Source organism: Burkholderia sp. Bp9016 (assembly GCF_003857765.1).
In the GTDB taxonomy this organism is placed as follows: Bacteria; Pseudomonadota; Gammaproteobacteria; order Burkholderiales; family Burkholderiaceae; genus Burkholderia.
Map to the genome: position 1 here is coordinate 46,440 of NZ_QTPY01000010.1, position 14,871 is coordinate 61,310.

Below are 14,871 nucleotides of genomic sequence, written 5' to 3' on the forward strand. Positions count from 1 at the left end.
AGGCACTCACCATCGAAATTCACAGTGTTTTGAGTGGCTCTGGATCGAGCTATCCACAACCGGATCGGTGTCACCCTGCGTGCGCGTGCCGACAGCTCACCACTAAATTCACGGCGTTTCCGGCGTTTGCGGGTAGGAGATGTCGGGTCCGGGCTGCATGCGCATGGTGGACAAGGGGCGCTGCCGATATGCGCCCGAATGGCGAGAACGACCGTCGTATCGACGAAACGGGGATGAATCCATGTGGATATCTCTCGCCGACATTCAGTCGTCGCGCTGTGAATTTCAATGGTGAGCCCCGCCCCCCGAGCGAACGGGGGTACCGATTGCGGTGTGGAAATCCCGGCCCGACGCCAGTCGAAACCCTGTGCAACCGAACGGTGAGGGCGAGCATCCGATTGCCCGGGCAGTCCGCAGATGTGGACATCTCGCACCTCCGACCAATCGGAACGCTGTGCATTTCATCGGTGAGTGCGCTTGCCGTCCGTCGCTCAAACCCCTGCCGCACGGGGCGCCAGCGCCCGTCGCCCGGCGCGCCGGCCGCCCGCTGCGCATCCTCGCCGTTTCAAGGCCATCCATCCGCGCGCCCCGACACGTCATCAACCGCCTGCCAACACCCTGCGCGAAAACTTTCTCAAATCCCGCCCGAAATCTGCGCGGTTTTTCTCGCTATCGCCTCGCCCGAGCAAGATGAGAAAAAACTTTCTCGCCTCTCCGCGAAAAAATAGAGCCATCCAGCTGCCTCCGGCCGGCGTCGCCCGACGCCCCCGCGCAGCCCAGAACAGCACAATCCGGAGACATCCCCATGACCGCTCGCCTGCCCGTCGATGGCACGCCCGCACTATCCGACTACCGTCTGACCGACAACCTGACCGCCACGCGCGGCCGGATCTTCCTGACCGGCACGCAGGCACTGGTTCGCCTGCTGCTGATGCAGCGCGCGTCCGACACCGCACAAGGGCTGAACACGGCCGGCTTCGTCAGCGGCTATCGCGGCTCGCCGCTCGGGATGATCGACCAGCAGCTGTGGAAGGCGAAGAAACTGCTCGACGGCAGCGGCGTGCGCTTCCTGCCCGCGATCAACGAGGAACTCGGCGGCACCGCGGTGCTCGGCACCCAGCGCGTCGAGGCCGACCCGGAGCGCACCGTCGATGGCGTGTACGCGATGTGGTATGGCAAGGGCCCGGGCGTCGACCGCGCCGGCGACGCGCTCAAGCACGGCAACGCATACGGCTCGTCGCCGCACGGCGGCGTGCTGGTGGTGGCGGGCGACGACCACGGCTGCGTGTCGTCGTCGATGCCGCACCAGAGCGACTTCGCGATGATGGCGTGGCACATGCCGGTCGTGAACCCGTCGAACATCGCCGACATGCTCGAATTCGGCCTGTACGGCTGGGCGCTGTCGCGCTACTCGGGCGCATGGGTCGGCTTCAAGGCGATCTCGGAGACCGTCGAGTCGGGCTCGACCGTCGATCTCGACGCGCTGCAGACGCAATGGCCGGCTCCCGTGGGCTTCACGCCGCCGCCGGGCGGCCTGCACAACCGCTGGCCGGACCTGCCGAGCCTCACGATCGAGGCGCGCCTCGCCGCGAAGCTCGACGCGGTGCGCCATTTCGCGCGCACCAACAGCATCGACAAGTGGATCGCGCCGGGCGCGCAGGCGAACGTCGGCATCGTCACCTGCGGCAAGGCGCACCTCGACCTGATGGAGGCGCTGCGCCGCCTGGATCTGACGGTCGCCGATCTCGACGCGGCCGGCGTGCGGATCTACAAGGTCGGCCTGTCGTATCCGCTCGAGATGACACGCATCGAGACCTTCGTCGACGGGCTCGCCGAAGTGCTGGTGATCGAGGAGAAGGGCCCCGTCATCGAGCAGCAGATCAAGGACTACCTGTACAACCGTGCGGACGGCGCGCGTCCGCGGGTGCTCGGCAAGCACGATGCGGCTGGCGCGTGTCTGCTGTCCGAGCTCGGCGAGCTGCGCCCGTCGCGGATCCTGCCGGTGTTCGCAGAATGGCTCGCGCGCCACAAGCCGGCGCTCGATCGCCGCGAGCGCGTCGTCGATCTCGTCGCGCCGCAGATCCTGTCGAACGAAGCCGACGCGGTGAAGCGCACGCCGTACTTCTGCTCGGGCTGCCCGCACAACACGTCGACGAAGGTGCCGGAAGGCTCGATTGCGCAGGCCGGCATCGGCTGCCACTTCATGGCGTCGTGGATGGAGCGCGATACCACCGGCCTGATCCAGATGGGCGGCGAAGGTGTCGACTGGGCCGCGCACGCGATGTTCACCAACACGAAGCACGTGTTCCAGAACCTCGGCGACGGTACCTACTTCCACTCGGGCATTCTCGCGATCCGCCAGGCGGTCGCCGCGAAGGCGAACATCACGTACAAGATCCTCTACAACGACGCGGTCGCGATGACGGGTGGCCAGCCGGTCGACGGCAGCATCTCGGTGCCGCAGATCGCGCGGCAGGTCGAGGCGGAAGGCGTGTCGCGCTTCGTCGTGGTGTCCGACGAACCGCAGAAGTACGACGGCCATCACGGGCTGTTCCCGGCGGGCACGACGTTCCATCACCGCAGCGAACTCGACGCGGTGCAGCGCGAGCTGCGCGAAACGCCGGGCGTCACCGTGCTGATCTACGATCAGACCTGTGCGGCCGAGAAGCGCCGCCGCCGCAAGAAAGGGGAATTCCCCGACCCGGACAAGCGCCTGTTCATCAACGACGCCGTGTGCGAAGGCTGCGGCGACTGCGGCGTGCAGTCGAACTGCCTGTCGGTCGAGCCGCTCGAGACGCCGCTCGGCCGCAAGCGCCGCATCGATCAGTCGTCCTGCAACAAGGACTACTCGTGCGTGAACGGCTTCTGCCCGAGCTTCGTGACGGTCGAAGGCGCGGCGCTGAAGAAGGCCGCGGGCGCGGCATTCGACGAGGCGGCGCTCGCCGTGCGCGTCGATGCGCTGCCGGTGCCGGCGACGCATCTCGACGCGGCGCCGTACGACATGCTCGTGACGGGCGTGGGCGGCACGGGCGTCGTGACGGTCGGCGCGCTGATCAGCATGGCCGCGCACCTCGAAGGCAAGAGCGCGTCGGTGCTCGACTTCATGGGCTTCGCGCAGAAGGGCGGCTCGGTGCTGTCGTTCGTGCGCATCGCGTCGAGCGACCGGTGGCTGAATCAGGTGCGCATCGACACGCAGCAGGCCGACGTGCTGCTCGCCTGCGACATGGTCGTCGGCGCGAGCGCCGAGGCGCTGCAGACGGTGCGCCACCAGCGTTCGCGGATCGTCGTCAATACGCACCGGATTCCGAACGCATCGTTCGTGCAGGACCCCGACGCGAACCTGCATGCGGACGCCCTGCTCGAAAAGATGCATCACGCGGCCGGCGACGGCTACCTGTCGAGCTGCGACGCGCAGGCGCTCGCCGCGAAATTCCTCGGCGACCCGATCGGCGCGAACATCCTGATGCTCGGTTACGCATGGCAGCTCGGCCTCGTGCCGGTGTCGCTCGCCGCGATGATGCGCGCGATCGAGCTGAACAACGTCGCGGTGCCGATGAACAAGCTCGCGTTCTCGATCGGCCGGATGGCGGCCGGCGACGCGGCAGGCCTCGACGCATTGTGGAATGCGCGTCACGCGGTGGCCGCGCAAGCGGCCCCGCAGACGCTCGCCGAGCTGATCGCCGATCGCGAGGCGCGTCTCGATGCATACGGCGGCGCGCGTTACGTCGAACGCTACCGTGCGCTCGTGAACGCGGCGCGCGCGAAAGGCGACGATGCGCTGACGCGTGCAGTCGCGACGACGTTCTACCGGCTGCTCGCGGTGAAGGACGAATACGAGGTCGCGCGGCTCTACGCGGACGGCACGTTCCGTACCGCGCTCGAAGCGCAGTTCGAAGGCGTGCCGGGGCAAGACTATCGCGTGAAGTTCAACCTCGCACCGCCGACGGTCGCGAAGGCGGGCAGCGACGGCAGCGCGCCGAAGAAACGCGTGTTCGGCCAGTGGATGTGGCCGGTGCTCGGAACGCTGGCGCGCGTGCGCAGCCTGCGCGGCACGTGGCTCGATCCGTTCGGCCGCACTGCCGAGCGCAGGATGGAGCGTGCGCTCGCGGACGACTACGAGACGACGCTCGCGCGCGCGCTCGCCGTGACGAGCGCGGCCAATGCGGCGCAGGTCGCGCAACTGGCCGACCTGCACGCCCGCGTGCGCGGCTTCGGTCACGTGAAGGTGCGCAATCTCGCCGGCGTGAAGCGCGCGGAGCGCGAGCTCGCGTTGCAGCTCGGCATCGACGCGGCGACCAGCGCGGCCGTGCAGCATGCCGTCGACGGGATGAAGGGCGCCGGGATGCTGAAGGGGATTCCGGTCGTCGTCGCGAAGTAACGCGAACGCGCGGCGGATGTGAAAACGGCGACGCTCGCGCGTCGCCGTTTTTTATGGCCGGCCGGGCAGCGGCACCGCGTGCGCCGTGTTCAGACGATGCCTTTCTTGCGCGTCGACAGCGCCGTTTCCGACAGGTCGATCTCGCGGATCAGCTTCGTCAGCGTCTCATCTGAAATCTTGCTTTCGCTGCGCAGCCGGTACAGCACCGAACGTTCCGCGCGCACGGCCGCGATCCGCATCTGGAGTTCCATCGTTTCGGCCTGCTTTGCTTCCGCGCGCGGCGTGGGGCCGTCCTCGGCGAGTGCGGCGAGGCGGCGGCGGTACTGGTCCATCACGCGTGCGGAGATGTCGGCGCAGCGGGCGGCGCCCGATTCGTCGAGATCGACCGAGATCGCGTCGTGCGACGAATCGATCGCGCGGATCGCGGCCTGCGCGGCCGCCGCGCGGGCGGTGCGTTCTTCGTCGGCAAGCGGGTTGCGCGTCGAGCGCACGCCGCGCAGCAGCAGCGGCAGGCCGATCACCGCGACGATCAGCGAGCCGAGAATCACGGCCGACGCGACGAAGATTGCGGTGTCGCGTCCGGGCAGCGGCGCGCCGTCGGACAGCGCGACGGGAATCGACAGCACGCCCGCGAGCGTGACCGCGCCGCGCACGCCGCCTACCGTCATCACCGCGATCGTGCGGATGCCGGCCATCGTGCCCGCGAGGCCCTGGCGTGCCGCGCGGCGGCTCGCGATCCAGCGCAGCAGCCACACCCACGTGAAGCGGATCGCATACAGCGCGAGCATCATCGCGCACACGTTGAAGATCATCCGGCCGACGAGCGCGTCGCTCGTGTGGTGCGCATCGACCAGCGCGCGGCCGATGATGTGCGGCAACTGCAGCCCCAGCATGATGAACACCATGCCGTTGAACACGAACTCGATCATCGCCCACGTACTTTCGGCACGCACGCGCGACGCGACCGTGCTTTTACGCGAGAAGCTCGTGTAGTTCATCATCATCCCGGCCGACACGGCCGCGAGTACGCCCGACAGGTCGAGGTGCTCGGCGAACAGATAGGCGGCGAACGGCACGAGCAGCGTCATCACGATGCCCGGGGCCGGATCGCCTTCCTGCTCGGCGTTCAGGAAGCGCGTCGACAGCGCGCTGAACACCCACGACACGACCGCCCCCGTCGCGAGCCCGCCGGCCGCGACGATCACGAACGTGACCGACGCTTCGCGCAGCGAGAACATGCCGGTGAGCGCGGCCGCGACCGCGAACTTCAGCGCGACGAGGCCGGACGCGTCGTTCATCAGCGCCTCGCCTTCGAGGATGTGCATCAGTTGCGGCGGGATGCGGCCACGGCCGGCGATGCCCGACAGCGCGACCGCATCGGTCGGCGACAGCACGGCCGCGAGCGCGAACGCGATCGGCAGCGGCAACTCGGGTATCAGCCAGTGCGCGAAGTACCCCACTGCGAGTACCGTCATGAACACGAGCCCGAACGCGAGCATCAGGATCGCGCGGCGCTGCAGGTACAGCTCGCGTTTCGGAATCCGCCAGCCGTCCGCGAACAGCAGCGGCGGAATGAACAGCAGCATGAAGATTTCGGGATCGAACGTGACGTGCAGGTTGAGCTTCGGCCACGCGAGCATCGCGCCGAACGCGATCTGCATCAGCGGCAGCGGCAGCCGCAACGGCAGCACGCGCGTGATCGCGCCGGACAGCGCGACGGTGAGCAAGAGGATCAGGACGGTGAAGACGATTTCCATCGATACGGCAAGCGTGCAGAATGAAACGACCGTACGGAGTGTAGCGTGACGGCGTGACGGGCGCGCTCGAGTGCGCCGGTGCGTGCGCACTGAAACGGTGCATCTGGCGTGCGTCACGATGGGGCGAAGACGCCGTGTGCGCGCGCGGCGCATGCGTCCACGGCTTGCACGGAGCTTGCTTGATGCTTGTCTGCCGTCCGGCATGGGCCGGGCAACCGAGGGTTACACCATGACATTGCGTGCGCCGTATCGTTCGTCAGCCGCATTCGACTGCATCACGAGGAGGAAGGTATGACGATCGAGCAACAGGAGCGTCCGGCCGCCGCGTCGCCGTACCGTTTCGAGCGGGAGATGAGCTCCGGCCTCGAGCGTCTGGCGACGCAGTATCGCGACCTGACGCTCACGACCGTGTTCCAGCCGATCTTCAGCCTGTCGCACCAGCGCGCGGTGGGTTACGAGGCGCTGTTGCGCGCGCATGACGGGCTCGACCGCGCGGTGTCGCCGCTCGACGTGTTCGGCGAGGCCGCGCGCCGGGGCGAACTGCTGCAACTCGACCGGCTCGCGCAGGCGCTGCATCTCGAGAACTTCGGGTTGCTCGGCGCCGAGCGCGAGTGGCTGTTTCTCAACGTGCATCCCGAGGTGCTCACCGACCCGTTCCAGGCCGCCGCGCTGCTCGCGAACCTGAAGCGCCTCGGCATGCCGCCGCGGCGCGTCGTGCTCGAAGTGCTCGAACAGCGCGCGGACGACGTCGAGCGGCTCGCCGACGCCGTGCGCGCATTCCGCGCGCAGGGCTTCCTGATCGCGCTCGACGATTTCGGTGCGGGCCACTCGAATCTCGAGCGGATCTGGCAACTGAATCCGGACATCGTGAAGCTCGACCGGATCATGCTGTCGCACGCGGCGCACCGCACCGGGCTCACCGCGATCCTGCACGGGCTCGTCACGCTGCTGCACGAGGCCGGCAAGCTCGTGCTCGTCGAGGGGATCGAGACCGAGCACGACGCGCAGATCGCGCTGTCGTGCGAGGCCGATTTCGTGCAGGGCTACTACTTTGGCCGCCCGGCGCCCGGGCTGCCCGACAGCGCGGCGGCGACCGGCTGCATCGGCGAGCTGACCGAGCGCTTCCGTCAGCAGACCGAGGCGCGCGAGCGGCGCGACGCGCAGCGGCTCGCGCCATACCTGCGCGCATTCGAGCGCGCGGCCGAGCGGCTGGCGGCCGGCGAGCCGCTCGACGAGGTGTGCTGGAATTTCCTCGCGCTCGACGATGCGTCGCGCTGCTTCCTGCTCGACGCGCGGGGCCGCCAGTCGGGCCGCAACGTCGTGCTGCGCGCGGATCGTGCGCTCGCCGAAGCGCGCTTTTCGCCGCTCGCGGATGCGCAGGGTGCGAACTGGCTGCGCCGGCCGTATTTCCGCACGGCGATCGCCGAGCCGGGGCGCGTGCAGGTGACGCGCCCGTACCTGTCGATCAACGAGGCGCAGCCGTGCGTGACGCTGTCGGTGGCCGTGCGCATCGGCGATGCGCAGCACGTGCTGTGCGGCGATATCGACTGGGGCGACGAGGAGGTCGGCGGCGCATAGCGCGCCCGGCATGCTGGCGCCGTTCACGCCGCTCGGCTAGGATGCGCGAATTGTCCTGACGATTCGCGAGCCGCCGATGAACCGAACCGCCGCTTCCTCCGTCCTCCTCGAAGTGATCGCCACGACCGTTGGCGACGCGAAGGCCGCCGCCCGCGCGGGCGCCGACCGGCTCGAGCTCGTGACCGCGATCAGCGAAGGCGGGCTCACGCCGAGCATCGGCCTGATCGAGGCCGTCGTGGCCGCCGTGCCGATTCCCGTCAACGTGATCGTGCGCCCGCACAGCCGCTCGTTCGTCTACGACGCCGACGATCTGCGCGTGATCGAGCGCGACGTGCGTGCGGCCGTTGCGGCCGGCGCGAACGGCGTCGTGTTCGGCGCGCTCGATGCGCGCGGCGACGTCGACCTCGACGCGCTCGCGCGGATCGCGGCCGCTGCGAACGGGCGCGACCTGACGTTCCATCGCGCGTTCGACGTGTCGCGGGATCTGAATGCCGCATTCGACGCGCTGCTGCGCGTGCCGGCCGTCACGTCGGTGCTGACTTCCGGCGGCCGTCCGTCGGTGCTCGACGCAGCTGCGACGATCACGCGCCTGGTGCGGCAGGCAGCCGGCTCGACGTGCACGGTGCTGGCCGGCTCGGGGCTCACGGTCGATGCGATCGGCGATTTCGTGCTCGCCACCGGCGTACGCGCTGTGCATTTCGGCTCGGGCGTTCGGCCGCGCGGCGAGGTGCTGGCGCCCGTCGACGAACAGCAGGTCGGGAGCGTGCGCGCGGCACTCGACGGCGCGGCGGCGCACGTGTGACGTGCACACCGAAACCGCGCACGGGAGAGCAGGCGCTCGAGGGGCACGACGCGCAGCGCAGCCTGTTTCAGAACGGGTCCGCGGGATGAAAAAAAGCCGAGGCATGCCTCGGCTTCTTCATGTGCAGGCGCTGCGCGAAGCAATCGCTTACGCGTTCTCCACCAGCGCGTCGGCCTGACTCGCGCGGATGCCGAGGCGTTCGAACAGCGCGCGGTCGCGCTGCGTCTGCGGGTTGCTCGTGGTCAGCAACTGGTCGCCGTAGAACATCGAGTTCGCGCCCGCGAGGAAGCACATCGCCTGCATCGCGTCGTCGAGTTGCTCGCGGCCGGCCGACAGGCGCACGACAGCCTTCGGCATCGTGATGCGCGCAACCGCGATCGTGCGCACGAACTCGAACGGGTCGAGCGGCGCGGTGCCTTCGAGCGGCGTGCCTTCGATCGCGACGAGGTTGTTGATCGGCACCGATTCCGGGTAGGGGTTCAGGTTCGCGAGCTGCGAGATCAGGCCTGCGCGTTCGCGGCGCGATTCGCCCATGCCGATGATGCCGCCACAGCACACGTTGATGCCCGCGTCGCGCACGCGATCGAGCGTGTCGAGGCGATCCTGGTACGTGCGTGTCGAGATCACCTGGCCGTAGAACTCCGGCGACGTGTCGAGGTTGTGGTTGTAGTAGTCGAGGCCGGCGTTCGCGAGCTGTTGCGCCTGCTCGTCCTCGAGCATGCCGAGCGTCATGCAGGTCTCGAGCCCGAGCTCCTTCACACCGCGCACCATCTCGGTCAGCGCCGGCATGTGACGCTCCTTCGGGTTACGCCACGCCGCACCCATGCAGAAGCGGCTTGCGCCGTTCGCCTTGGCCGCACGCGCGGCGTCGAGCACCGTATCGACGTCCATCAGCTTCTCGGCCTTCAGGCCCGTGTCGTGATGCGAAGACTGCGAGCAGTAGCCGCAGTCTTCCTCGCAGCCGCCCGTCTTGATCGACAGCAGGGTCGACAGCTGCACCGCGTTCGCGTCGAAGTGCTCGCGGTGCACCTGCTGCGCGCGGAACATCAGGTCGTTGAACGGCAGCTCGAACAGCGCGACGACGTCGGCGACGCGCCAGCGCTGCGGCGTCGGTGCGGCCACGGGGATCGCGTCGGGTTGCACGGCGGCGGTCTGGGCTTGGGTCATGGTGGTTTTCCTGTCGTGGATTCGGGGATGGGGGCGTCAATGTTGCGCGGTGCGCAGCGTATCGACGAGCGCGGCGATGTCGAGCATCGCCGCGGCGGATTCGGGGGCGGCCGGGCGCATGTGCGCGATGCGGCCCAGCAGCGGCGCGCGATGCTCGCGCGCGAGCCAGTCGCGGATCGTCGCGACGTTCTCGTCGGCATACGTCATGGCCGGATCGACGTGGTTCGCGACCCAGCCCGCAAGCGTGAGGCCGCGCTGGCGAATCGCGTCGGCGGTCAGCAGTGCGTGGCTGATGCAGCCTAGCCGCATGCCGACGACGAGCACGACGGGCAGGCCGAGCGCGACCGCGAGATCGGCCGTGTCCTGCGTGTCGTTGAGCGGCACGCGGAAGCCGCCGACGCCTTCGACGACGACGACGTCCGCACGCGTCAGCGCTTCGCGGTGGCTCGCGACGATCGTGTCGATGTCGAGCGTCACGCCTTCCTGCGCGGCGACGATGTGCGGGGCCGCGGGTGCCTTCAGCAGGAACGGCGTGCGCAGCTCGGGCGGCAGCACGACGTTCGCGGCCGCATCGAGCTGGTCCGCGTCTTCGTTGCGCCACACGCCGTCGCGCTCATACGCGCCGGCCGCGACGGGTTTCAGCGCGGCCGCGCGCAGCCCGTGGCGCGCGAAGCCGTGCAACATCGCGGCCGATACGAAGGTCTTGCCGATCTCGGTGTCGGTGCCGGTGACGAAAAGGGACAGGGGCGCGTTCATGCTGCCTGCTCGCTGGCTTCGGTGAGCGCGGCTTCGAGCCGCGCGAGATCGTCGAACGAATGCGCGGCCGACAGCGAGATGCGTAGCCGCGACGTGCCGGCCGGCACCGTCGGCGGCCGGATCGCGGGCACCCACAGGCCGTGCGCGTCGAGCGAGCGCATCGCGGCGAGCGTCGCGTCGTTGCTGCCGATCACGAGCGGCTGCACGGCGGTGTGCGAATCGACCGGCTGCCAGCGCGTCTTGTGCAGCAGCGCGCGCGTGCGCTCGATCAGCGCGGCCAGGTGCGTGCGCCGTGCGTCGCCTTCGTCGCTGCCGATCACCTTCAGGCTTGCCGATACGGCATGCGCGACGGCCGGCGGCGCGGCCGTCGTGAAGATGTAGCTGCGCGCGCGCTGGATCATCCATTCGATCACCGTCTCGTGCGCGACGACGAACGCCCCCGCGACGCCGGCGGCCTTGCCGAGCGTGCCAACGTACACGAGGTTCGGCGAGCGCAGTGCGGCGGCCGCGAGCGCGCCGCGCCCCTGCGGGCCGAGCACGCCGAAGCCGTGCGCGTCGTCGACGACGAGCCATGCGCCATGGCGCTCCGCCAGCGCGACGAGTTCGGCGAGCGGCGCGATGTCGCCGTCCATGCTGAACACGGTATCGCTGACGATCAGTTTCGTTTCCGCATCGGACGCTTCGAGCAGCGCGGCGAGCGCGGCCGTGTCCGCATGCGGGTAGACCTGCACGTTCGCACGCGACAGCCGGATCCCGTCGATCAGCGATGCGTGATTCAGCGCGTCGGAGAAGATCGTCGCGTGCTTCGCCGTCAGCGCGGTCATCGCGGCGAGGTTCGCCATGTAGCCGGTGCTGAAGTACAGCGCGCGCGGCGCATCGGAGAAGCCGCCCGCGAAGCCGGCGAGTTCGTCCTCGAGCGTCGCGTGCGCGCGCGAGTGCCCGCCGAGCAGATGCGAGCCGCCGCTGCCGGAGCCGTAGCGCTGCGCGCCTTCGGCGAACGCGGCGACGAGCGCCGGGTGCGCGGCGAGGCCGAGGTAGTCGTTGCTCGCGAAGCCGACGATGTCGCGGCCGTCGACGCGCATGTGCGCGTCGCATGCGGTGTCGGCGGTGCGGCGCACGCGGCGCAGCCCTTGCGCGTCGAGTTCGGCGAGGCCGCGCTGCAGCGTGTCGAGCAGCGGCGTGGTCGTTTCAGGCACCGATCGATTCATCGCACCCCCTCCGCGAGCGTCGCGTCGAGCGTGTCGCGCGTGCGTTGCGCAAGCCACGCGATGTCGTCGTCGCTCATCACATACGGCGGCATCAGGTACACGGTCGTGCCGATCGGGCGCAGCAGCAGTTCGCGTTCGAGCGCCCGTTCGAAGAAGCGCCGCGAGAAGCCGCGTGCCGCATCGCCGTCGAGCGCGACGTCGAATGCGAACAGCGTGCCGCGTTCGCGCAGGTGGCGCACCTGCGGGTGCGCGTCGAGCGGCGCGAGTGCCGCGCGCATCGCCGCCGACTTGCGCGTGTTGGCCGAGAGCACGTCGTCGCGCGCGAACAGGTCGAGCGTCGCGACCGCCGCGCGGCACGCGAGCGGGTTGCCGGTGTACGAATGCGAGTGCAGGAAGCCGCGCGTCGTGTCGTCGTCGTAGAACGCCGCGAACACGTCGTCGCGCGTGAGCACGAGCGACAGCGGCAGGTAACCGCCGCTGATGCCTTTCGATAGGCACAGGAAATCGGGCCAGACGCCGGCCTGCTCGCATGCGAAGAAGGTGCCGGAGCGGCCGCAGCCGACCGCGATCTCGTCGGCGATCAGGTGCACGCCGAATTCGTCGCACAGCGCGCGCAGTCCGCGCACGTACGACGGATCGTGCATCGCCATGCCGGCCGCGCACTGTACGAGCGGCTCGACGATCAGCGCGGCGATCCGGTCGGCGCGTTCCGCGAACAGGCGCCGCACGTCGTCGAGCGCGCGGCCCGCGACGTCGGCGGCCGTCTCGCCCGGCAGCGCGCCGCGCGCGTCGGGCGACGCGACCACGTGCGCATTGCGGATCAGCGGATCGTACGCATCCTTGAACAGCGCGACGTCGGTCACGCCGAGCGCGCCAATGGTCTCGCCGTGATAGCTGTTCGCGACGCACACGAATTCGCGCTTGTCCGCGCGGCCGCGGTTGCGCCACGCGTGGAAGCTCATCTTCAGCGCGATCTCGACGGCCGACGCGCCGTCCGACGCGAAGAACGCATGCCCGAGCGTGCGCGCGCTGAGCGCGTGCAGGCGCTCGGCGAGCTCGATCGCCGGCTCGTGCGTGCAGCCCGCGAGCATCGCGTGCTCGAGCGTGTCGAGCTGGTCCTTCAGCGCTGCGTTGATGTCCGGGTTCGCATGGCCGAACAGGTTCACCCACCACGAACTGATCGCGTCGAAGTAGCGGCGCCCGTCGCGGTCGTATAGCCATACGCCCGCGCCGCGCGCGACGGGGATGAGCGGCAGGCGCTCGTGGTGCTTCATCTGGGTGCAGGGATGCCAGACCGCGCGCAGGCTGCGCGCGACCCAGTCGTCGGTGGCTGGCGTACTCAAGGCAACTCCGGGGGTAAAACGGCGGCGGGTATCGAACGCGATACCGCGCGGCGACAGACGAAAACGCGCTGAGATTAGCGTGTTCCGCCGCCCGTTGCACTACTGGTTACAAACGCCGCAAAGCCTTGCCGGACGGGAGTTCGGCGCAGATCGGGGCCGCTCGGAACGGTACGCGCCAGATGCCCCGAAATGACCGCAGATGACGACGTTCGAGTGACACCCCCCGACAGAAAAAAATCGTGGGGCAGGCGGGCGCCCGGTCGTGAAAAAAAAGGGCGGGAAGTGAAAAAGGGCGCGAAGCCGGGCGGCATGCGTGCTGCGATGGACGCATGGTGTGCTGAATCGGGCGCCTCAGCCGTTCGGGAAAGGCGATGAGGCCGGCCCGCGCAAGTCGCCGCAGGAGGGGCGTGGGCGGTTCACGTGACACCGGGCGCGCGCGAACGTCGTCGCGGGTTGGACGCGAGCGTTCGCGAAACGGGGAAGGGGCGGCGGACGCTGAAAAGACGCGCACTGGCGGCGCGTCGCGCGTCCCGTATCAGCGCGAAGCCAGCGCGCGCGTATCGGCGTCGTGCTGTGGGTTGCCGGCGCCGTTGTCGGCCGTCTGCGTCGCGTTCCACACGACGCGCTCGTTGACCGCATACAGCCGGCATGCGCCCGCACCCTGCTTCGTGCAGTTGTCGAGCGCGAGCGCCATCGGGTCGTCGCCGCCTTCGGCCCACGACCAGGCGCCTTCGGCCGACACCGCGAACGCGCGGCTCGGATGCTGGCTCAGGAAGTGACGATAGCCTTCGCGGCCGGCCTCGTCGAGGAACGGCACCGCGTCGACGGCATCGATCGACGCGTAGCCGGTCGCATTCGGCTCGTGCGGGTTGGCGACCGCGTAGCGCACCGACGTCGGCAGGTTCAGCTCGGCGAGGAACGCATGCACGGCCGGCCACCACACGGGCACGCCGTCGCGATCGACGATCAGCCGGTGCGCATCGTCCTTGTAGCGGCCGTAATCGATGAATTGCGCCTGCGTGCCGTGCGACACGTACGCGTCGTGCATCTGCGCGACGAGCGCCGGCGTCCACACCGAATCGTTGTCGCCGTACAGCCACAGCGAACGCACGGCCGTATGCGCGCCGTACTGGTCGAACGCGTCGACGAGATTGCGCTGCCAGCCGTCGCAGAGATCCTGGCGCAGCCCGCCGGAGAAGTTGATGATGCCGCGCACGCCGGGCGCCGCTTCGGTGCCGTACGCGACCGACACGAGGCCGCCGTGCGACGTGCCCGCGACGACGATGCGCGACGGGTCGATGTACGACTGGCGAGACATGTAGCGGATCGTCGCGGCGACGTCGGCGGCCTGTGCGAGGCCGTTCTTCTCGACGTTGCAGCCTTCCTGCTGGTACGTGCCGCCCGAACCGGCGAAGCCCTGGCGGTTCGGCGCGATGACCGCATAGCCGCGGCGCACGAATTCGCGCGCGAACGCGACCGGACGGCTGCGCGGCTGCAGATGCAGATCGCCGGTGTTCTTGCCGTGGTTGAAGACGACGAGCGGGAACGGGCCGGGGCCGTTCGGCTTGAACAGCGTGGCCTCGAGCATCACGGAGCCCGACGCATCGGCCGGAATGCTGATGATCTGCTCGTTGAGGTTCGCGGCGACCTGCGGGAGACCCGAATCGCCGTAGTCGAAACGCTCGGCATGGGCGAGCGATCCGTTTGCCGCGGATGTGTCGCCATTTGCGTTCGGCAGCGTACCGGCCTGAGCGGCCGACAGCGCGCAGGCCGCCATCCATCCCACCAATACCTTGCTGAACGCCATTCGTAAGCCCTGCCATGCAACATGACCAATTCGAAGGTCATCGTAGCCCGACAAATTCGGGTTGTGCAATGCGGG

The 14,871-nt window shown here is 69.1% G+C and carries 9 protein-coding genes; 3 read left to right on the top strand and 6 right to left on the bottom strand.

Annotated elements, in window-relative coordinates; translation table 11 throughout:
* The first annotated feature begins 805 nt into the window (after nt 1–805).
* Nucleotides 806–4,378: an indolepyruvate ferredoxin oxidoreductase family protein gene (locus DIE13_RS14110; RefSeq protein ID WP_124827774.1), complete on the top strand. Its 3,573-nt coding sequence runs from the start codon at nt 806–808 to the stop codon at nt 4,376–4,378.
* An 89-nt stretch (nt 4,379–4,467) separates the two neighbouring features.
* Here DIE13_RS14110 and DIE13_RS14115 read toward each other — a convergent pair whose 3' ends face one another.
* On the bottom strand, nt 4,468–6,135 hold the full coding sequence (locus DIE13_RS14115; protein WP_124827775.1) for a Na+/H+ antiporter: 1,668 nt from the start codon (nt 6,133–6,135) through the stop codon (nt 4,468–4,470).
* Nucleotides 6,136–6,426: 291 nt separating this feature from the next.
* Between DIE13_RS14115 and DIE13_RS14120 the strand changes: the two genes are divergently transcribed.
* The gene (locus tag DIE13_RS14120; RefSeq protein ID WP_124827776.1) at nt 6,427–7,713 is read left to right on the top strand and encodes an EAL domain-containing protein; all 1,287 of its coding nucleotides are present in this window, start codon (nt 6,427–6,429) and stop codon (nt 7,711–7,713) included.
* Between the two features lie 76 nt (nt 7,714–7,789).
* Nucleotides 7,790–8,515 carry a copper homeostasis protein CutC gene (locus DIE13_RS14125; protein ID WP_124827777.1) on the top strand — a complete coding sequence of 242 codons (726 nt, stop codon included), beginning with the start codon at nt 7,790–7,792 and terminating at the stop codon, nt 8,513–8,515.
* A 147-nt stretch (nt 8,516–8,662) separates the two neighbouring features.
* Here DIE13_RS14125 and bioB read toward each other — a convergent pair whose 3' ends face one another.
* The 5 genes from bioB to DIE13_RS14155 form a co-directional block, all read right to left on the bottom strand.
* Nucleotides 8,663–9,682, bottom strand: coding sequence for a biotin synthase BioB (gene bioB, locus DIE13_RS14130; RefSeq protein WP_124827778.1), 1,020 nt, complete (start codon nt 9,680–9,682; stop codon nt 8,663–8,665).
* A gap of 36 nt (nt 9,683–9,718) precedes the next feature.
* The gene (gene bioD, locus DIE13_RS14135; protein ID WP_124827779.1) at nt 9,719–10,438 is read right to left on the bottom strand and encodes a dethiobiotin synthase; all 720 of its coding nucleotides are present in this window, start codon (nt 10,436–10,438) and stop codon (nt 9,719–9,721) included.
* A complete protein-coding gene (gene bioF, locus DIE13_RS14140) occupies nt 10,435–11,646 on the bottom strand; it encodes an 8-amino-7-oxononanoate synthase (RefSeq protein WP_124827780.1) in 1,212 nt (403 codons plus the stop codon). The genes bioD and bioF overlap by 4 nt, the downstream gene beginning before the upstream one ends.
* Nucleotides 11,643–12,989 carry an adenosylmethionine--8-amino-7-oxononanoate transaminase gene (gene bioA, locus DIE13_RS14145; protein WP_124827781.1) on the bottom strand — a complete coding sequence of 449 codons (1,347 nt, stop codon included), beginning with the start codon at nt 12,987–12,989 and terminating at the stop codon, nt 11,643–11,645. The genes bioF and bioA overlap by 4 nt, the downstream gene beginning before the upstream one ends.
* 535 nt (nt 12,990–13,524) lie before the next feature.
* Complete coding sequence (locus tag DIE13_RS14155) at nt 13,525–14,796, bottom strand: dienelactone hydrolase family protein (protein WP_124827783.1); 1,272 nt, start codon at nt 14,794–14,796, stop codon at nt 13,525–13,527.
* Nucleotides 14,797–14,871: the final 75 nt, after the last annotated feature.

What these genes read in the sequence shown, in the direction of transcription:
- DIE13_RS14115 (WP_124827775.1), bottom strand. Translation starts at nt 6,135, where the DNA reads ATGGAAATCGTCTTCACCGTCCTGATCCTCTTGCTCACCGTCGCGCTG.
- bioD (WP_124827779.1), bottom strand. Translation starts at nt 10,438, where the DNA reads ATGAACGCGCCCCTGTCCCTTTTCGTCACCGGCACCGACACCGAGATC.
- DIE13_RS14120 (WP_124827776.1), top strand. Translation starts at nt 6,427, where the DNA reads ATGACGATCGAGCAACAGGAGCGTCCGGCCGCCGCGTCGCCGTACCGT.
- DIE13_RS14110 (WP_124827774.1), top strand. Translation starts at nt 806, where the DNA reads ATGACCGCTCGCCTGCCCGTCGATGGCACGCCCGCACTATCCGACTAC.
- DIE13_RS14155 (WP_124827783.1), bottom strand. Translation starts at nt 14,796, where the DNA reads ATGGCGTTCAGCAAGGTATTGGTGGGATGGATGGCGGCCTGCGCGCTG.
- bioB (WP_124827778.1), bottom strand. Translation starts at nt 9,682, where the DNA reads ATGACCCAAGCCCAGACCGCCGCCGTGCAACCCGACGCGATCCCCGTG.
- bioF (WP_124827780.1), bottom strand. Translation starts at nt 11,646, where the DNA reads ATGAATCGATCGGTGCCTGAAACGACCACGCCGCTGCTCGACACGCTG.
- DIE13_RS14125 (WP_124827777.1), top strand. Translation starts at nt 7,790, where the DNA reads ATGAACCGAACCGCCGCTTCCTCCGTCCTCCTCGAAGTGATCGCCACG.